The organism is Vibrio crassostreae, from assembly GCF_024347415.1.
In the GTDB taxonomy this organism is placed as follows: Bacteria; Pseudomonadota; Gammaproteobacteria; order Enterobacterales; family Vibrionaceae; genus Vibrio; species Vibrio crassostreae.
In genome coordinates, this window is the sequence record NZ_AP025476.1 from 2,542,778 (window position 1) to 2,561,151 (window position 18,374).

General features: G+C 44.7%; 16 protein-coding genes, 1 tRNA gene and 1 pseudogene. 4 read left to right on the forward strand and 14 right to left on the reverse strand.

From position 1 onward, the window contains the following. Positions 1 to 127: 127 nt before the first annotated feature. Both OC193_RS11235 and OC193_RS11240 read right to left on the reverse strand, forming a co-directional pair. Positions 128 to 1,141 carry an aspartate-semialdehyde dehydrogenase gene (locus OC193_RS11235; protein ID WP_010436890.1) on the reverse strand — a complete coding sequence of 338 codons (1,014 nt, stop codon included), beginning with the start codon at positions 1,139 to 1,141 and terminating at the stop codon, positions 128 to 130. A gap of 12 nt (positions 1,142 to 1,153) precedes the next feature. Further along, complete coding sequence (locus OC193_RS11240; RefSeq protein WP_048660828.1) at positions 1,154 to 2,287, reverse strand: 4-phosphoerythronate dehydrogenase; 1,134 nt, start codon at positions 2,285 to 2,287, stop codon at positions 1,154 to 1,156. An 86-nt stretch (positions 2,288 to 2,373) separates the two neighbouring features. Here OC193_RS11240 and OC193_RS26025 point away from each other — a divergent pair. After that, positions 2,374 to 2,667, forward strand: a pseudogene (locus OC193_RS26025) (hypothetical protein). A 79-nt stretch (positions 2,668 to 2,746) separates the two neighbouring features. Here the strand turns inward: OC193_RS26025 and fabB are convergent. Further along, on the reverse strand, positions 2,747 to 3,958 hold the full coding sequence (fabB, locus tag OC193_RS11245; protein WP_048660829.1) for a beta-ketoacyl-ACP synthase I: 1,212 nt from the start codon (positions 3,956 to 3,958) through the stop codon (positions 2,747 to 2,749). A gap of 56 nt (positions 3,959 to 4,014) precedes the next feature. On the opposite strand from fabB, the gene mnmC reads away from it, so the two are divergent. Further along, positions 4,015 to 6,165: a bifunctional tRNA (5-methylaminomethyl-2-thiouridine)(34)-methyltransferase MnmD/FAD-dependent 5-carboxymethylaminomethyl-2-thiouridine(34) oxidoreductase MnmC gene (gene mnmC, locus OC193_RS11250; protein ID WP_080967399.1), complete on the forward strand. Its 2,151-nt coding sequence runs from the start codon at positions 4,015 to 4,017 to the stop codon at positions 6,163 to 6,165. A 120-nt stretch (positions 6,166 to 6,285) separates the two neighbouring features. Here mnmC and OC193_RS11255 read toward each other — a convergent pair whose 3' ends face one another. The 3 genes from OC193_RS11255 to OC193_RS11265 form a co-directional block, all read right to left on the reverse strand. Continuing rightward, complete coding sequence (locus OC193_RS11255; protein ID WP_017632536.1) at positions 6,286 to 6,807, reverse strand: NADPH-dependent FMN reductase; 522 nt, start codon at positions 6,805 to 6,807, stop codon at positions 6,286 to 6,288. A 175-nt stretch (positions 6,808 to 6,982) separates the two neighbouring features. Further along, positions 6,983 to 7,246 carry a YfcL family protein gene (locus OC193_RS11260; protein ID WP_017632537.1) on the reverse strand — a complete coding sequence of 88 codons (264 nt, stop codon included), beginning with the start codon at positions 7,244 to 7,246 and terminating at the stop codon, positions 6,983 to 6,985. Positions 7,247 to 7,255: 9 nt separating this feature from the next. Beyond that, the gene (locus tag OC193_RS11265; RefSeq protein ID WP_048660831.1) at positions 7,256 to 7,786 is read right to left on the reverse strand and encodes an elongation factor P hydroxylase; all 531 of its coding nucleotides are present in this window, start codon (positions 7,784 to 7,786) and stop codon (positions 7,256 to 7,258) included. 299 nt (positions 7,787 to 8,085) lie between these two features. On the opposite strand from OC193_RS11265, the gene OC193_RS11270 reads away from it, so the two are divergent. Further along, on the forward strand, positions 8,086 to 8,709 hold the full coding sequence (locus tag OC193_RS11270) for a trimeric intracellular cation channel family protein (protein WP_048662021.1): 624 nt from the start codon (positions 8,086 to 8,088) through the stop codon (positions 8,707 to 8,709). A 113-nt stretch (positions 8,710 to 8,822) separates the two neighbouring features. On the opposite strand, the gene aroC is transcribed toward OC193_RS11270, so the two are convergent. Both aroC and OC193_RS11280 read right to left on the reverse strand, forming a co-directional pair. Further along, positions 8,823 to 9,908, reverse strand: a complete 1,086-nt coding sequence (aroC, locus tag OC193_RS11275; protein WP_004734182.1) for a chorismate synthase — start codon at positions 9,906 to 9,908, stop codon at positions 8,823 to 8,825. A 271-nt stretch (positions 9,909 to 10,179) separates the two neighbouring features. Further along, positions 10,180 to 10,256 (reverse strand) — tRNA-Arg (locus tag OC193_RS11280). A 211-nt stretch (positions 10,257 to 10,467) separates the two neighbouring features. Here OC193_RS11280 and folD point away from each other — a divergent pair. After that, complete coding sequence (folD, locus tag OC193_RS11285; RefSeq protein WP_017629535.1) at positions 10,468 to 11,325, forward strand: bifunctional methylenetetrahydrofolate dehydrogenase/methenyltetrahydrofolate cyclohydrolase FolD; 858 nt, start codon at positions 10,468 to 10,470, stop codon at positions 11,323 to 11,325. A 67-nt stretch (positions 11,326 to 11,392) separates the two neighbouring features. Here the strand turns inward: folD and OC193_RS11290 are convergent, their stop codons facing one another. The 6 genes from OC193_RS11290 to OC193_RS11315 all read right to left on the reverse strand — a co-directional run bounded on the left by OC193_RS11290 (position 11,393) and on the right by OC193_RS11315 (position 18,346). Further along, positions 11,393 to 12,235: an IS3 family transposase gene (locus OC193_RS11290; RefSeq protein WP_123961588.1), complete on the reverse strand. Its 843-nt coding sequence runs from the start codon at positions 12,233 to 12,235 to the stop codon at positions 11,393 to 11,395. Then, positions 12,232 to 12,741: a helix-turn-helix domain-containing protein gene (locus OC193_RS11295; RefSeq protein ID WP_261978623.1), complete on the reverse strand. Its 510-nt coding sequence runs from the start codon at positions 12,739 to 12,741 to the stop codon at positions 12,232 to 12,234. The genes OC193_RS11290 and OC193_RS11295 overlap by 4 nt, the downstream gene beginning before the upstream one ends. A 130-nt stretch (positions 12,742 to 12,871) precedes the next feature. After that, the gene (locus OC193_RS11300; protein ID WP_048664616.1) at positions 12,872 to 14,686 is read right to left on the reverse strand and encodes a cation:proton antiporter; all 1,815 of its coding nucleotides are present in this window, start codon (positions 14,684 to 14,686) and stop codon (positions 12,872 to 12,874) included. A 164-nt stretch (positions 14,687 to 14,850) separates the two neighbouring features. After that, positions 14,851 to 16,050: a NupC/NupG family nucleoside CNT transporter gene (locus tag OC193_RS11305; RefSeq protein ID WP_019826134.1), complete on the reverse strand. Its 1,200-nt coding sequence runs from the start codon at positions 16,048 to 16,050 to the stop codon at positions 14,851 to 14,853. A gap of 205 nt (positions 16,051 to 16,255) precedes the next feature. Further along, complete coding sequence (locus OC193_RS11310; protein ID WP_080967320.1) at positions 16,256 to 17,176, reverse strand: LysR family transcriptional regulator; 921 nt, start codon at positions 17,174 to 17,176, stop codon at positions 16,256 to 16,258. Between the two features lie 171 nt (positions 17,177 to 17,347). After that, positions 17,348 to 18,346: a lytic murein transglycosylase gene (locus OC193_RS11315; RefSeq protein ID WP_048664618.1), complete on the reverse strand. Its 999-nt coding sequence runs from the start codon at positions 18,344 to 18,346 to the stop codon at positions 17,348 to 17,350. Between the last annotated feature and the right edge of the window lie 28 nt (positions 18,347 to 18,374).

Here is an 18,374-nt window from a genome sequence, read left to right on the forward strand (position 1 = left end):
ATGAAAACAAAAAATGTGTTGCAGCAACAATATTCGCAGCAATTTCACACAATTTGACTAACAATATTTTTAATCGATTAAAAAAGCCCCACTAAAGAGTGAGGCTTGTTTATCAAAGCAATAAAGCTTAGAAGTAATCGCGAATCAGAACTTCAGCGATTTGAACTGCGTTTGTTGCCGCGCCTTTACGAACGTTATCAGCTACAACCCACATGTTCACGCCGCTGTGATGGCTGATGTCGTTACGAATACGACCAACCATTACGTGGTCTTTACCACCGGCATCACGAACTTGAGTTGGGAAGTCTAGCGCTTGGAATACTTCAACACCTTCTGTGTTCTCTAGAAGCTGAACCACTTGCTCTGCACCGATAGGCGCGCGAGTTTCAATGTGTAGAGATTCTGCGTGACCGTAGAATACTGGTACGCGAACACAAGTCGGGTTCACTGTGATTGAAGAATCAGCAAAGATTTTTTGAGTTTCCCAAACCATCTTCATCTCTTCACGCGTGTAGCCGTTCTCTGTAAATTCATCGATTTGAGGAATACAGTTGAAAGCGATCTGTTGTGAGAACGCTGAATTTTCAGCTGGCATACCGTTAAGAAGCTTAGCTGTTTGACCCGCTAGCTCATCGATACCTGGCTTACCTGCACCAGACACAGATTGGTAAGTTGAGACGTTAATACGCTCAAGACCCACTTCATCGTGAATTGGTTTTAGCGCTACTACCATTTGGATAGTCGAGCAGTTAGGGTTCGCGATGATGTTACGGTTACGGAACTCAGCAATTGCTTCAGGGTTCACTTCAGGCACAACCAGAGGAACATCGTATTCGTAACGGAAACGTGATGTGTTATCGATAACAACAACACCTTCATCAGCAGCAATTGGAGCCCAACGCTCTGAAAGTTCGCTACCTGCAGAGAAAAACGCAATATGTACTTGAGACCAATCGAAGTCTTCTACGTTTTGTACTTGTATTGTTTTGCCGTTAAAACGGGAAGTTTTGCCTTCACTACGTTCACTTGCTAGTAAGTGCAGTTCACCGACAGGGAATTTACGCTCTTTAAGTACTTCAAGAATGGTTTCACCAACCGCACCAGTCGCACCTAAAATAGCAATATTAAATTCTTGGCTCATTGTTTCTCTCTTTTATAAAGTTGGCTTTACCATAAAACCGAGTTTAGATAACGGCGTTAAATTACAAGATTCGTCGCCCGTTAACTCGACTGCACTGTATTCTCTACGGTCCCAATATTCTTTACGCATCTTGTCAAAAGAACCCGGCGTAGCGATATTGCGACGGAATAAGGCGTCGTCTTTGCGCACATCATAGATCAACTGAGTCAAATTGTGCAGTGTTGCTTCATCCCAAGCTCTATCTAATTTCATTTGAGGTACAGGCGCTGTCGGCAATAAGTCACTTGCATACGCACGCTGTTCAGTACCTAAAAACTCACAATAACTGTTGAAGATCATCGTGGTACCACGCGCTTTACCCTCTAAACCGTAGCCCGCTACGTGAGGAGTTGCAAAAGCGAGTAACGGAAGAAGTTCAAAGTCGACTTCAGGTTCAAACTCAAATACATCAAGAACCGCAGTAAATCCATCAGCTTTTTGTAAACGAGCTTTTAGCGCTTGGTTATCCACCACAGGGCCACGAGCGGCATTAATCAGAATTTGATCAGCACGTAAGTTGTTCAGCACTTGATCATTGATCAAGTGATGCGTTGGAAACTCACCCGTCTTAGTGATTGGCGTGTGCAATGTAATAACGTCTGATTGCTCAAGCAGAGTCTCTAGCTCAGTAAATTCGCGAGAATCACCCTCTTGTTGTTTTAGAGGATCGTTCAGCAGAACTTTAATACCTATGCCTTCTAAGCACTTCGCTAAGTAGCTGCCCACTTGACCACAGCCGATAATACCAACCGTTTTATCAAAAACAGAGAAGCCTTGCTGCTGCGCAAGAACCATCATCGCACTGAACGCGTACTCAGCAACACCCACCTTGTTACAGCCAGGAGCCGCAGTAAAGAAAATGCCACGCTCTTTCATCAATTCTTGGTCAACGTGATCCATACCAGCCGTCGCAGTCCCGACAAACTTCAGCTTATTGGCTTTGCTGATTAATGACTCGTTTACTTTGGTAACAGAGCGAATCATCAATGCGTCTACGTCAACTAGGTCGTCAGCTGTTAATGTGCGACCAGACTTCATTGTCACTTCCCCTAGCTGGCTAAATAGCGCTTCAGCGTAAGGCATATTTTCGTCGATTAAGATTTTCATTTGGCGAGTACTTTCGTTGGGGTCTATCGACCTAAATGTGAATTGAAATGATTGTGCAAAATTCCACACACGGTGTCGAGTAGCAATTGGAATACATTATAAATAAAGGGCTGAATCGGCTAGCCTTGACAGACAAGAACCGAAACCAAAGTGAACACCCAAGATCAAACGGCTAAAACGAAAAATGCCCGATTGAATAAACAATCGGGCAAACATCCAGAACAAAAGGATCCTATCTCGCTCTCCAGGAGACAGAGTCTTGCGTCTGTTCAACCAGTACTAACTAAGTCACTACTGATCAAGCTCTGGAAACCTTTCAACTTTTAAACCTAGATTTAAAACCCATGTTTATAAAGCTTTGTTCTGTGGTTCATAATTAATGAGTTACCTGTGCGTGTTGGATCTACACTCGCGTAACCCTTTAACGATTAACCTTTGTATATCTGACTCAAGCCTAAATTAAGCTTGGTACTTTTTGATTACTAGCGTTGCGTTCGTACCGCCGAAACCAAAGCTGTTAGACATAACCGTTGTTAGCTCTTGTTCACGAGCTTCAGTTACGATATCTAGGCCAGCAGCTGCTTCGTCTAGGTTAGAAACGTTAATGCTTGGAGCGATGAAGCCGTTGTCTAGCATTAGCGTTGAGTAAATCGCTTCGTGTACGCCAGCTGCACCTAGAGCGTGACCTGTCATCGCTTTAGTTGCAGAAATTGCTGGGCTGTTACCGCCAAATACTTCTTGGATAGCGCCTAGCTCTTTCACGTCACCAACTGGAGTTGAAGTACCGTGAGTGTTCACGTAGTCAACGCCATCGACGTTTTGCATAGCCATCTTCATACAACGAACCGCGCCTTCACCAGAAGGAGCAACCATGTCGTAGCCATCTGAAGTTGCGCCGTAACCTACGATCTCACCGTAGATTTTTGCGCCACGAGCAACTGCGTGCTCAAGCTCTTCAATTACTAGCATGCCGCCACCACCAGAGATAACGAAACCGTCACGGTCTGCATCGTAAGTACGAGAAGCCAGCTCAGGAGTGTCGTTGTACTTAGTAGAAAGTGCGCCCATTGCGTCGAACATCATAGTCAGAGACCAATCCAGTTCTTCACCGCCACCAGCGAATACAACGTCTTGCTTACCAAGTTGGATAAGCTCCATTGCGTGACCAATACAGTGTGCAGATGTCGCACATGCAGAGCTCATAGAGTAGTTCACACCACGGATTTTGAAAGGAGTTGCTAGACAAGCAGAAACCGTAGAAGCCATTGTACGTGGAACCATATATGGACCAACGCGCTTCACGCCTTTCTCACGAATGATGTCTACCGCGTTTACTTGGTTTAGAGATGAAGCACCACCTGAACCCGCAACGATACCCGTGCGGTCATTAGATACTTGATCTTCAGTTAAACCAGAATCAGCAATTGCTTGCTCCATTGAAAGATAAGCGAATGCCGCTGCATCACCCATAAAGCGCATTTTTTTGCGATCGATATGGTCAGCAGGGTTCATTTTTAGGTTACCCCATACTTGAGAGCGCAAGCCATTTTCCTTGAACTGCTCTGAAGCGGTAATACCAGATTTACCCTCTTTCAGTGATGCTAAAACTTCTTCGACGTTGTTACCGATACTTGAAACAATACCCATACCGGTGATTACGACTCGTTTCATGTGACATTCCTATAATTCTAAATTCAGCTAGATGATAACTAAGAAGCCTAACAAAAGTGGTCAGCTTTCCTAGAAATTCGTACAATCCCTACCAACATATCGCTTCAAATCACAAAATGATAGATTTTATGACTTCAATTACTAATGCAGAACTGGAATGGAATGAGTCTGGCACGCCAGTTTCAGACCAATTTGACGACGTTTACTTCTCCAATGTTAACGGTTTAGAAGAAACTCGCTACGTCTTTTTAAAGCAAAACCACCTTCCAGAGCGTTGGCTTGAACATGAACAACGCCGTTTTGTGATTGCAGAAACCGGCTTTGGCACAGGTTTGAACTTTCTTGCAGTTTGGCAATGGTTCGATACTTTCCTTAAAGATAACCCTCAAGCTATTACCAAAGAGTTACATTTCATCAGTTTTGAAAAATATCCTTTAAATAAAGAGGATCTCATCAAAGCACACCAATCGTGGCCAGAATTAGCCGAGTATGCGACGCAACTCCAAGAACACTACCCTATCGCCCTGCCGGAATGTCACCGCATTGTGCTGGGTGATGGCGCTATCACGCTGGATTTATGGTTTGGTGATATCAAAGATTGTATGCCTAACGTCCCTACACCAAAACAAGGCTTAGTGGATGCTTGGTTCTTAGATGGCTTTGCACCGAGCAAAAACCCAGAGATGTGGAATCAAAACCTGTTCAACGGTATGGCCAAGCTGGCTAAACAAGATTGTAGCTGCGCAACCTTCACCGCGGCTGGTTTTGTTCGCCGTGGTTTAATCGAAGCTGGCTTTGAGATGAAGAAGGTTAAAGGCTTTGGTACTAAGCGCGAAATGATTGCTGGCCGACTGGGCGAAAAGCACGCTCACACCAACATCAAACCTTGGTATGGCCTATCAGAGCATAGTGACTCGCAAGACATCGCGATCATTGGTGGTGGTGTTGCTAGTGCTGCACTCGCTAAAACGCTGAGCCGCCGCGGTAAAGACATCACCCTTTATTGCGAGCACCCACAAGCAGCGGGCAATGCTTCAGGCAACAACCAAGGTGCAATTTACCCATTGTTAAGCGAAGCGACATCGAACGTTTCTCGCGTGTTTGGTCCAGGCTTACTGTTTGCTCGCCAGTTCATCAATCAGGCGGCGCAATCTATTCAGTTTGACCACAGTTGGTGTGGCGTGAACATTCTGATGTGGGATGAAGGCTCAACCAAAAAGCTCAATCGCATGTTGGAAGGCAATTTCCATACAGATTTGATTCAGCGTTTATCGCCAGAACAAGCAAATGAAAAGATTGGCCTACAGGTTGATAAAGAGAGTGTTTACTTCCCACTGGGTGGTTGGTTAAGTCCTCTACAACTGACACAAGGCTTGATCGGAAAGTTAGAAGAGGCCAACCAAGTTAGCACTCACTATCAACATCAAGTGACTCAACTAGAGTGGCTCGAAGCTGAACAACAATGGTTGCTCATCATTGAGACACCACAAGGTGAGATTCAAACCAAGCATGACCAAGTGGTGGTTGCGAACGGCCACAAGTTCACTCAGTTTGAGCAGACTCAGCCAGTACCACTGACACCGGTTAAAGGTCAAGTGAGCCACATTCCGACCACGGATAACCTCAGTAAACTAAAAACCGTGTTGTGCTTTGATGGTTACTTAACACCACAAAACCCAAACAATGGACACCATTGTATTGGCGCAAACTACGACAAAACCAACATCGACCAAGAGTTTGATATTGAGGTTCAGCAACATAATGGCGAGCGTCTGCATGGGTCACTGCCAGACCAAGCATGGACAAAAGATGTCGATACCAGTAGCAACCTAGCGCGCCAAGGTATCCGTAGCGTGAGCCGTGACCACTTGCCATTTGTTGGCAATGTGGGTGATTTCGAAGCCATTAAAGATCAGTACCAAGATCTACACAACTTTAACCCACAGCGTGACTCGGTTGATGATGTTGAAACGGTGACAAGCTTCCCTAACCTATACTGTTTTATCGGATTAGGCTCACGTGGCTTGAGCTCTGCGCCATTATTGGCTGAAGTGTTAGCATCACAAATTTGTGGCGATCCGCTTCCCTTACCTGTCGATGTGCTTGAAGCGATTCACCCAAGCAGAATGTGGGTACGCAGGCTGCGTAAAGGTAAAGCATTAACCGCTGGCTGGGTTGCAGATAAGCACTCAAAAACAAATCAGTAGTTTCTAGTTCAACTATTCTGAATATCTAAATATTGGAAATACCTGAAACTAAAAGCTAAAAAGCCCGAGCGACATTATGTCCCTCGGGCTTTTTGTTGTTCGTGTTGATCTAACTTGTATTTACAGCTTAGCAACCGCGTCTTTGATCTGCTGAGCAATCTCTTCGTTGCTGATAGAACCAGACTCAAAATCAAAGTTATCGTAGAAGCTTGGTACTGAAACTGACGCTTTTACGTTTCCGCCAAAGTATGGCGCTGAACCTGTTGCTGCGCCAAGTACCGTTTGTGCACCGCCTGGGCCAGGTGAAGTCGCTAGGTAAACCGCCGGCTTCTCGCCAAACACAGAGCGCTCAATGCGTGTCGCCCAATCAAATAGGTTTTTGTACGCAGCTGGGTAGTGGCCGTTGTGCTCAGCAAAAGAGATAACAAACGCATCTGCTTCAGCTAAATCACGTAAGAATGCTTGTGCGCCTTCCGCTTGGCCAATCTCTTTTTCAGTGTCTTCACTGAACATAGGAACGTTGTAATCGTTGATGTTTAGAACTTTAACTTCAGCACCTTCAATCAAGTTAGCTGCGTAAGTTGCTAGAGTTTTGTTGATAGAAGTAGAGCTTGTGCTTGCGCCGAATGCGATAACTTTCATGATGTGACCTTTTCTGTAAATCCGTTAAGTGGGATTAGAATAACGTAGTCAGAAAATGGAACCATCACAAGGATTGAACGGACTCATTCAAAAATTTCGAATGAGTCTCAAATAATTAACAGCTCAGCAAAATGGAAAGGAAGGGACTGAGCGGATAGTGATAAATTGTTAGCTATTAAGCTTGGTTTTGCAGTTCAACCCAAAGGTCATTAACGATGGTGCGATCTGCTGGCGTTAGTTCAGAGCGAGCGTCATCTAGGCTCTTCTCGATGCGTGCTTTTACTTCAGCTACGTCTTCAATGCCTTCTTCTTCACATGAAGCCACTGACAGAGAAATATGACCACGTAAGTAACCACCAGCAAACAGTTCATCGTCTGATGCGTTTTCAATGCGAGCATCAATTACTTCAAGTAGTTTTTCTTCAAATTCGATAATCATAATATTCTCTTATTTCACAATAAATTGGCTAGTACATAAAGGTTCTACATCGTAGAAGCTGCGTAATGCTTCAGAGAGCATTTTTACGCGAGGCGGAAGACCAGCTTCAAAGATACCCATGACTTCGCTGTGTACTTTATTCATAAAGGCCAAACGATCTGGCTCAAAATCGCCGTGTAGATTGTCACAGCTGACATTAAAAGGAAAGCCTGCACTCATCGCAATGATCCATTCATACGCTTGTGGGCGAATTTCTACTTTTTCAAACTCAGCTTGAACCGACTCAGTTCGACCATCAGGCTCATACCAATAGCCAAAATCTTCCAACAAACGACGCTCAGGACCAGCGACACACCAGTGCGCTATCTCGTGAAGTGCAGACGCATAAAATCCGCGAGCAAATACGATACGGTGATGAGGAACCTCCCCATCGGCTGGCAGGTAAATAGGCTCGTCTGCACCCAGTTCGAGTTTGGTATTGTAACTCTCGAAAAAGGTTTGATTGAAAATATCGATGATGTCTGGGTATTGGTGCGTCATAAAATCAAATTTAAGTAAAAAGAACCGGGGCATTTTGCGTTTTTTTAAGCGCTCGGTAAAGCCCTATCACGAGCAATGGCATTAGGTTGCCCCCAATACTTTACTGTGACAATCGATTGCTGATCCCAGATTACACTACTTTGAGGCGAATGATTAGTTTAGCTAATCTGAAACACACATTCACGGTACAAATATTCATTCGTCAATCAGCGTTTTTACTACTACACTCGCGCTTCATTTTTATATCCCTAAGGCCTATAAGACTCCAATTTATAGACCTATATTATAGAGCTACAGCAATGCTACTAAGTGTTTTGTATATCATTGGCATCACGGCAGAAGCCATGACCGGCGCTCTCAGTGCTGGCAAACAAAAAATGGATTGGTTTGGTGTAATGTTGGTTGCCAGTGCAACGGCAATTGGCGGCGGTACAGTACGAGATATCTTACTCGGCCATTACCCTTTAGGTTGGGTTGAAAACCCACAGTATCTGGCAATCACCTGTATCGCAGGTGTTATTACAACCGGACTGGCTAAATGGGTTATCAAGCTCAAAGGGCTATTCATTCGTTTAGATGCACTAGGGCTTATCGTGTTCAGTATCATTGGTACTAAGGTAGCGATCACCATGGGTCTACATCCAATGATCTGCATGGTGTCTGCGCTAGTCACGGGTGTCTTTGGTGGTTTACTACGCGACCTCATCTGTCGTCAAACACCATTGGTGTTGCATGAAGAGCTATATGCCTCTGTCGCACTTGTCGCTTCAGGTTTATACCTAGGTTTGCTTGAACTTGGCATTAACGACGTAACCGCGACGATTGTGACGCTTGTGGTTGGTTACTTGCTGCGTATGGCGGCTGTACGATTCAAGTGGCGTTTACCTTCGTTCCAGCTTGATCCTGAAAGCTCGGTACATTAGATAATATATTCTCAATTACGCAGAATATAAAAAAGGGTTGCTTCATTACGAAGCAACCCTTTTTGTTTTTATCAAATCAGTTTCAAATCTGTTCCGATTACAACGAAGCAGAACTAGATTTTTGGCGTTTCAGTTGTCACACCAAAGTTTTGACCACGGTGACGTAGCAAGTGATCAAGCAATACAATCGCTAACATCGCTTCTGCGATCGGCACGGCACGGATACCTACACATGGGTCATGACGACCTTTAGTGATTAGTTGCGTTGCTTCACCGTCTTTAGTGATCGTGTCACCAGGAACGGTAATGCTTGATGTTGGTTTAAGCGCAATGCTTGCAACAATATCTTGGCCAGTAGAAATACCACCTAAGATACCGCCAGCATGGTTGCTGCTGAAACCTTCTGGCGTTAATGGATCACGGTGTTCACTACCGCGTTGATTAACGACGTCAAAACCATCACCAATCTCAACACCTTTCACCGCATTGATGCTCATTAGAGCGTGAGCAATGTCAGCATCTAGACGATCAAAGATTGGCTCACCAAGGCCTACAGGCACTTTAGTCGCAACCACTTGAATCTTCGCACCAATCGAGTTGCCTTCTTTTAGCAAGTCACGAATCAGTTGATCAAATTCTGGTACTTTGTCGGCATCTGGACAGAAGAAAGCGTTGTTTTCAATCTCGTTCCAATCCACTTTATCAATTGAGATATCACCCATTTGAGAAAGGTAAGCTTGGATTTCAACACCAAATTCTTGTTTTAGGTATTTCTTCGCAATCGCACCAGCCGCAACACGCATTGCAGTTTCACGAGCTGAAGAACGACCACCACCTCGGTAATCACGCACACCGTACTTTTGATGGTACGTATAATCAGCGTGTCCGGGGCGGAATTTGTCTTTAATTTCGGAATAGTCTTTAGAGCGTTGGTCTGTATTTTCAATCAATAGACCAATAGAAGTGCCCGTAGTTTGGCCTTCAAATACACCTGATAAGATTTTCACTTCATCCGCTTCACGGCGAGCCGTTGTATAACGAGAAGTACCAGGGCGACGACGGTCCAAATCTCTTTGAAGGTCTGCTTCGGTAATTTCTAATCCTGGTGGGCACCCATCTACGATACATCCTAGTGCGATACCGTGACTTTCTCCGAACGTGGTCACGCGGAAATGTTGTCCGATACTGTTTCCTGCCATTACTTCCTCTAAATCAGCTATTGAGCAGAAGGTTTGATTCCTAAACCCACTGGCGAACAGCTTTACTTGTCTATTCTTCGTAAATTCATAGTGGCTTTATTACCAAATGATGTAAACCCCAAAAAACGAACAATTTTAACTTTCTATTACATGAGCCGAATGAAATGAATAACGCGGGGGAAATGAGTGGCGCTTTGAGAAGAGTATTTTTATTATGGTAGGAAAGCAAAAAACCCGACAACTCGGAGAGTTATCGGGTTTCTTTAAATAATGGCACGCCCTGAAGGATTCGAACCTTCGACCACCTCCTTAGAAGGGAGGTGCTCTATCCAGCTGAGCTAAGGGCGCGCTACAGGAACGAATTATACGAATTCGAATCAGTAAAGCAACGGCTTTATGTAACATTCTGATCTAAGTGGGTAAAAAAAGGGCAACAAACATATAAGTGTTGGAAAATAGAACAAAGCAAACGTTTGCTTGATGGTAATCAAAAAGATTTTCTGGAATAATGCGCCAAAAACATCAGCCACTAACTTGAATATCAATACTAAGGAAATTCATGACTGCTCAAAATATTGATGGAAAGCTAATTTCTCAAACGGTTCGCTCCGAAGTTGCTGCACGTGTAAAAGCTCGTACTGAAGCTGGATTACGCGCTCCGGGCCTAGCGGTTGTTTTAGTGGGTGAAGACCCTGCTTCTCAGGTTTACGTTGGAAGTAAGCGTAAAGCGTGTGAAGAAGTTGGCTTCGTGTCTAAATCTTACGACTTGCCAGCCACTGCGACAGAAGACGAATTGTTAACACTGGTAGACCAACTGAACCAAGACCCAGAGATCGACGGTATTCTGGTTCAACTGCCTCTACCTGCTGGTATTGATAGCACTCACGTTCTTGAGCGTATCACGCCAGAAAAAGACGTTGATGGCTTCCACCCATACAATGTCGGCCGTTTGGCTCAGCGTATGCCTAAGCTTCGCTCTTGTACGCCAAAAGGCATCATCACGCTGCTTGACCGTTACAACATCGATTTACGTGGTAAGCACGCGGTTGTCGTTGGCGCATCAAACATCGTAGGTCGCCCAATGACGCTAGAGCTTCTTCTAGCAGGTTGTACAACGACAACATGTCACCGCTTCACCAAAGACCTTGAAGGCCACGTGCGTCAAGCAGACGTTGTTGTAGTTGCCGTAGGTAAGCCAAACTTCATTCCAGGTGCTTGGATCAAGAAAGGCGCTGTTGTGGTCGATGTGGGTATCAACCGTTTGGAATCTGGCAAACTAGTGGGTGACGTTGAATACGACGTAGCGAAAGAAAGCGCAAGCTTCATCACGCCTGTACCGGGTGGTGTTGGTCCAATGACAGTTGCGAGCCTAATCGAGAACACCATGATCGCTTGTGAGCAATTTCACTCGAAATAATCCGCAGCGCATATAAATAAAATTAGAAAGCCGCAATGAAGTGACCCCGTAAAGTTGGACATTTCTGTTAAGCGGCTTTCAAGGCCTGAGTTCGATATTCTATCGGAGTCAGGCCTTTTAGTTTCACTTTTATACGTTTGGTATTGTAGTACTCGATGTATTCTTTAATTTGCTCTATCAGAGCATCTGCATCTTCAAAGCTTTGGTTGTGATACATCTCTGTTTTGAGTAAAGCAAAAAAGTTTTCAGCAACCGCATTATCCAAGCAGTTACCTTTTCTCGACATGCTTTGCGTTAACCCACTCTCCGCTACCTTTTTCTGATACTGTCGATGGCGATATTGCCAACCTTGATCGCTGTGTATAATTGGCTTTGAGTTGGGTTTCAGCTTTGATATAGCCTCCGTCAGCATATCCGTGACAAGCGGCAAGCAGGCATTTTGGGCCACTCTATAAGCAACCACTTCCTGAGTAAACAAGTCGACAATGGGAGACAAGTATACTTTCTGCTCTTTGACTTTGAACTCCGTGACATCAGTTACCCACTTTTCGTCGGGTTGAGTCGCACTAAAATCTCTTTCAAGCACGTTGGGAGCTGCTGTTCCAGACTCTCCTCGGTATGAACGATACTTTTTAATCCTGACTGTCGATTTAAGGTTCAGCTGAGCCATAAGTCTTTGAACCGTTTTGTGATTAAGCACGACCCCCTGATTTTTTAGTTCCAAGTGAATACGGCGGTAGCCGTATCGACCCTTATGTTCATGATAAATTGACTTTATCAACCGCAGCTCACGTTCGTAGCTATTTGGGCGCTTGCTCGTTTGAGCCTGATAATAAAAGACACTTTTTGCCAGCTGTAGAGTGTGCAGTAAGTGCTTTAGTGGGTACTTGCCTTTAAGAGTTAGAGCTATGACCGCTTTTTCTTTGTTCGACGGTTTTTTTCCTGCTCCAACTCTTCCAACTTTTTTAGAACGGCATTCTCGGTTCGTAAGTAGACCAACTCCTCTTTTAGCTCCTCAAGCGTCATTTCATTATCAGGCTTAGTGGTACGTTGAGGTTGCTGTTTCATTGAGGGTCTTCCTTTCTGGCGCATTTTGAGCCCTTTGATACCCAGCTCATTAAATCGTTTGAGCCAGACAGAGAGTATCCCAGGGGATGAGAGGTTTAATACAGCGCTAGTGTGCGTGAGAGACCATTCATTCGTCCACATTAAATTCAATGCTTTTCGTTTTGTCTGAGCAGTAGCAGCATGCTTAGTTGGTAAAAATGAAGCAGTGCCGTGGATGGCAAACACTTGAGCCCAATACCGAATCTGTCTTGACGAAATTGAATATTGTTTGGCTAAGTAGAGAGATGACGTGCCATCTAAGTATTGCTTAGCAATGATACATTTTAGCTCTCGGCTATATTTGGACATAAAAAGACCCCCAATAATTGGTGTCCAACTATTGGGGGTCAGTTCACAACGTGATGAACGCTGCGGCTTTTTTGATACTTAGACATTCGTTTTGAAACAGGGCGACTCGCTTTTGATACGCTGCTATTCACTACTTATCTGGATTCTCGACTTTTTCCGTCTGTTCAGAAGGCGGTAATAAACTAATAAGCTCACACTCCGTTGATATGAGTTTTTCCAACTCAGATCCTTGTGTAATCAAACGGAAATCACCGCCAGTAATCACCCCAAGAGGAATGGCTTTAGGGTACAGCGCGTTAAACTCGTTTAAATCAAATGCCTCGGTCAAACCTGTACTTTTAATTTGGCTACCCTGAGCCATTAACGAGTTGAGCTTGGAGTAGGTAATTCCTTCAGAAAACAAACTTCGATTACCATCGCGACTCACTTGATGCCTTTCATGCTTAGTCTCTGACGATTCAAGCTCAAACACCTTATTGGCACCAAATTCATCTTGGTAATGCATGCTGACTAACGGGTTGGTTTGACGATAAGGCGAGACGATCATCGCACGCCCTATCCCATCCAATTCCAGATTGTTTTCCGCGTGGCTTGAAGCTGGGTTACCAAAGTAGACATTCAAATTATCCATCCTCGCCAAACGAATGCTCTCCCAGTTGGTATCGGCAAGCACACTGTTGATATTGTGTGTGGCTAGAACCTTGGCAAACTGTCTTGCGAAATGAGTTGCGCCAAAGAAAATCACCCCTTGTGCTTTCTCTTGAGTCACACCTAACCTTCTCGCCCACCAGCTTGCGGTAAAACTCTGAATAACAACCGTACCAATAATGACTAAGAACACCATTGGCACCAGTAGATCTGCGCCTTCAATCAATTGCTTCTCTTGCAGTTTGATAGCAAACAGAGAAGAAACCGCGGCTGCTACGATCCCGCGAGGTGCCATCCAACTCAAAAACCATTTATCCGCCGAAGTAAGATCCGTACCGATCCCGCTGATCCACACGCTTAACGGACGAGCCACCAGCATAACCACCGCTAACAACCCTATACCGCCCCAACCTATCGAAAGGAAAGTCCCCGAATCGAGTCGACTGGCTAGCAAAATAAACAACGCAGAAATGAGTAACACGGTCAGGGTTTCTTTGAATTCGATGATGTCTTCGATATCCAAGCCTTTCACGTTGGCAAGCCAGATCCCCATGATGGTCACGGTTAATAAACCCGATTCTTCACTCAAGTCATTCGAGAAAGAGAACGCAGCGAGCATTAGCGTCAATACGGCCACATTACGTAAATAGTGCGGTACCCAATGCCCTTGCAGCATCTTGGCAATCAAATAGCCACCGATGATCCCTAAACCTAAACCAATGGCTAAGGTTAGTCCCAGAGCTGAAAGTACATGTCCTGTAGGATCGGCCGAAGAGACTATGTATTCATAAACCAGAACAGCAAACAGAGCGCCAATGGGATCAATCACTATCCCTTCCCATCGCAAGATACTGCCTAAGGAGGATTTAGGCTGAATACTGCGAAGCATGGGTACGATCACCGTTGGGCCAGTTACCACGACTAATGCACCAAACAGTGCGGCTAACGGCCAACTAAAGTCCACAAAGTAGTAAGCACCGACCACGATACACGCCCAGGTAATCAACATGCCGAAACTCACGAGGTGAGTCACCATCCGGCCATGGCCTCTGATTTCTTTGAAATTTAGGGTTAATGCCCCTTCAAACAGGATGATGGCAACCCCTAATGAAATCATAGGAAACAGCACATCACCAAAAATGGCATCGGGATTTAAGATATTCAAGCCAGGACCTAACAATAGGCCGACGATAAGGAGAGGAAGAATAGCGGGAAGACGTAAACGCCAACCGAGCAGCTGACAAGCTAAAGACAAGAGTCCAATTAACGCCAAAGAAGAAGTAATCGACAAATCCATTTGTGCCCCTAAAAGGTTTGCACCACACCCTGTGGTACAAACTATTCAATGAAATAAGAAAGCCTACGTTCTTACACTATAGGCTCTCTTTTTCACGCTAACCGAATATTATTGTGATTAATCAGTCACTTTACTATAGGGAGAGTAAAGTCATGATCAGTTAGCTACAGAGAAAGTACAACACCAGCAATCGCTGCACTCATTAGGTTAGCAAACACACCCGCACAAATTGCTTTGAAGCCATATTGTGAGATGAAAGAGCGACGCTCTGGAACTAAGCTACCCAAACCACCAATCAGAATTGCCATAGTAGAGATGTTAGCAAAGCCACATAGAGCAAAAGTTACGATCGCTTGTGAGTGCTCACTCAGTGCCTCTTTAGCATCCATTAGCTGGATGAAAGCCACGAACTCGTTCACGACAATCTTGTTACCGATCAATGAACCTGCAACCACAGCCTCAGACCACGGTACACCGATTAGCCATGCAACGGGTGCAAACACATAACCTAGGATAAGTTCGAAGCTTAAGTTTACGCCAAACCAGCCACCAACAATACCTAGCAAGCCATTCAGCATTGCAATCACACTGATAAAGGCAAGAAGTGTTGCACCCACTGCAACGGCAATACGAAGTCCAGACATAGCCCCATCTGCCATTGCCTCAACTACGTTTGTTGCTCGTGGAATTTCTACATCAGACTCAATATTTTCTTGAGCGTCATCTGGGCTGCCAGGTACTAAGATTTTAGCCATCAATAGACCGGCAGGTGCAGACATAAATGCCGCAGCGATCAGGAAGTTTAGGTCAACGCCAAGCGATGCATAACCCACTAACGTACCACCAGCTACAGAAGCCAAACCACACACCATCACAGCAAACAGTTGTGAATCCGTCATGTGCTTTAGGTAAGGTTTAACCACCAATGGCGCTTCAATCATGCCGACAAAGATGTTGGCAGTCGCAGACAGTGATTCTGCACGACCTGTACCCAAGAACTTCTGTAGCGCACCACCAATAAGGTTGATCACCTTTGGCATAAAGCCAATGTGGTACAAACCTGAAATCAATGCAGAGAAAAAGATAATGATGCCAAGAACATTAATCGCGAAAACAAATCCGTTATTCGTTAGGCCACCAAATAGAAAGTTAATCCCCTCTTGACCGTAGTTGATCAAGCTAGATACCGCACCCGTGGCTGCATTCAACGCTTCTTTACCCATTGGTACATACAAAACCAACAGCGCGAATGAGATTTGTAATAAGAAAGCCAAAGAGACTGTTCTTAGTGGAATATTTTTTCTGTCCGTAGATAGTAACCAAGCGGCAACTAAAATAGTGATAATTCCAAGTAGGGAAGCCATGTGCGTCAACCTAAAAGTTGTAGATAGGAAAGGCGACGCATTCTATAGAGGAAATCGTTTGCGGCAAGCTGAGGTTGTTAACGTGATGTTGGGGTAATCAAGATTTAACTATGAGTATAATTAAGTTATTGAATTTTAATAATTAACTTTGATTAAAAAGCGTACTTTTTCCATATGGAAATTATATTTATAGATTAGGAAACAGTTAGCGATGCAGTTCAACACAAGTTTTGAGGTTTTTGTCCCAATACGTCGGCGACCCTATATGATCTTTAATGAACTCAATCACCGCTGAAAGCTTCTTCGGCATGTTCTTTCTGCTTGGGTAAACAGCATAGAATGGCATCAGCTGACTGGCTCTCCACTCTGGTAATACTTGAATCAACTTGCCCGTTCTAAACTCTTCTTTCACTAAGTAAGTCGCCAAATAAGCAACACCCCACCCTGATACTGCTGCGTCTCGTACAGCCTCAGCCAAATCGACTGAATAATCGCCCGCGACTTTAACACTAAGGTTTTCTTGCCCGTTATCAAACGCCCACGATGTGTAATCTCGCTCTCGGCTGCGATAGATAAGGCAATTGTGGTCAATCAGATCAGAAGGCACATGCGGCGTCCCGGCCTTAATCAGATAATCCGGTGATGCAGCCACCACAAACTGGCTGTCGGCTAATCGCTGCGCAATGTAACCTTCAGGCAAGTCTTCATTGTTGGTGATCCAGAGATCCAAACGCTCTTCAATCATATCCACCTTATAATCGAACAAGTGGACCTCGATTCTCAGCTGTGGGTAAAGCTGTCTGAGTTGGTCGATCGCGGGAATGATATGCAGCGTGCCAAATGACTGCGACAAACCGACGCGCAGTATTCCAGAGATATCATCGCGCTGGCTGTCCATATCCATCTGAGCTGATTTCACCGTGTTAAACAGCTGCTCACAGTGTTGATAGAACACGTCTCCCGCTTCGGTAAGCGTGAGGCTTCGTGTTGTCCTTTGCACCAGCTTGATTCCTATCGAGTCTTCAAGCAAAGCGACTTGCTTGCTGATATGAGACACTGAAACATTTAAGCTCTTTGCAGCACTGGTAAAGCCTTCATGCTTAATTAACGCATGGAATATCACCATCTGTGCAGCTCTATCTGTTAGCACAAGGCCACCTTCTCAAATCTCTAAAATATAAAATCAAAAAGGACTCCGAAGAGTCCTTTAGTTCGTTCTGCCTATGGTAGGCCAAATGCTATTCAAAGCGACCTAAATCAATTAACCAAATTAAGTCTACTAATCAAATCAGGCCGATTAATCAAACTTAATTCTGTCGGCTAGGTGGCTTACTGCCAAAGCAAAGTAGTAAGAACGATTCCACTTCATTAACACATTGTAGTTGTTATAAATGAGGTACGAACGTCCGGTTTCATCATCCGGCATGATTAACCAAGCTTTAATGTCTTCATCAAGTGTTGGCAGTGGGCGATCGTCATAACGCTTAATACCGAGTTCAGACCACTCTTTTAAGTATTTCGCTTTGTCTTCAGTTCGACCTTGTAAATCGATCGACACAGATGACGGAACATGAACCTGACGACCCCAAGTATATTTGTCATCCCATCCTGATTGGCTGAGATAATTTGCCGCTGAAGCAAATACGTCTTCTTCAGTGCCCCAAATGTCTTTCTTACCGTCGCCATTACCATCAGCCGCATATGCTAAGAATGAGCTTGGCATAAATTGAGGCTGACCCATTGCGCCCGCCCAAGAGCCTTTCATCTCTTTTGGTGCAATATGGCCTTGGTCAAGAATGGTTAACGCCGCAATCGCTTCGCTGCGGAAAAACGCCTCTCTGCGCCCTTCGTAAGCCATGGTCGTTAAAGCGTCGATTACGCTGTAATTACCGGTGAACTTACCGAAGTTACTCTCAACACCCCATAGCGCGACAATGAATCGCGGCTGAACGCCATATTCATCACCAATACGTTTTAACGCTGTATAATGCTTCTTATAAAGTGACCTTGCTTGCTTCACTTTCCAATCTGGTACCGCTCGTGGGATGTATTCATCCAGAGTCAGCTTTTTCTCCGGTTGGTTTTTATCCGCTTTGACCGCTCTTGGTTTAAACGTCACACCATCAAAGGCTTCATCAATGATCGCTTCAGAGATGCCTTCTTCACGGCCTTGTTGCTTTAGTTTTTCTACATATTGCTCGAAACTCAGTTCTTGAGCGTGTACTGAGCCAATGGCCAAGCTATTACCTAAAAGTAATGCCGACACCGCCAATATGCTTTTCGAAAATTTACTCAACGATCACTCCTCCTTGAATTGAGGTGGC

Coding starts and splice junctions, on each gene's coding strand:
- OC193_RS11295 (WP_261978623.1), bottom strand. CDS start 12,741: ATGTCCAAATATAGCCGAGAGCTAAAATGTATCATTGCTAAGCAATAC.
- OC193_RS11255 (WP_017632536.1), bottom strand. CDS start 6,807: ATGAAAGTTATCGCATTCGGCGCAAGCACAAGCTCTACTTCTATCAAC.
- OC193_RS11310 (WP_080967320.1), bottom strand. CDS start 17,176: ATGGTGATATTCCATGCGTTAATTAAGCATGAAGGCTTTACCAGTGCT.
- OC193_RS11270 (WP_048662021.1), top strand. CDS start 8,086: ATGCTACTAAGTGTTTTGTATATCATTGGCATCACGGCAGAAGCCATG.
- fabB (WP_048660829.1), bottom strand. CDS start 3,958: ATGAAACGAGTCGTAATCACCGGTATGGGTATTGTTTCAAGTATCGGT.
- OC193_RS11260 (WP_017632537.1), bottom strand. CDS start 7,246: ATGATTATCGAATTTGAAGAAAAACTACTTGAAGTAATTGATGCTCGC.
- OC193_RS11305 (WP_019826134.1), bottom strand. CDS start 16,050: ATGGCTTCCCTACTTGGAATTATCACTATTTTAGTTGCCGCTTGGTTA.
- aroC (WP_004734182.1), bottom strand. CDS start 9,908: ATGGCAGGAAACAGTATCGGACAACATTTCCGCGTGACCACGTTCGGA.
- OC193_RS11300 (WP_048664616.1), bottom strand. CDS start 14,686: ATGGATTTGTCGATTACTTCTTCTTTGGCGTTAATTGGACTCTTGTCT.
- OC193_RS11235 (WP_010436890.1), bottom strand. CDS start 1,141: ATGAGCCAAGAATTTAATATTGCTATTTTAGGTGCGACTGGTGCGGTT.
- OC193_RS11240 (WP_048660828.1), bottom strand. CDS start 2,287: ATGAAAATCTTAATCGACGAAAATATGCCTTACGCTGAAGCGCTATTT.
- folD (WP_017629535.1), top strand. CDS start 10,468: ATGACTGCTCAAAATATTGATGGAAAGCTAATTTCTCAAACGGTTCGC.
- OC193_RS11265 (WP_048660831.1), bottom strand. CDS start 7,786: ATGACGCACCAATACCCAGACATCATCGATATTTTCAATCAAACCTTT.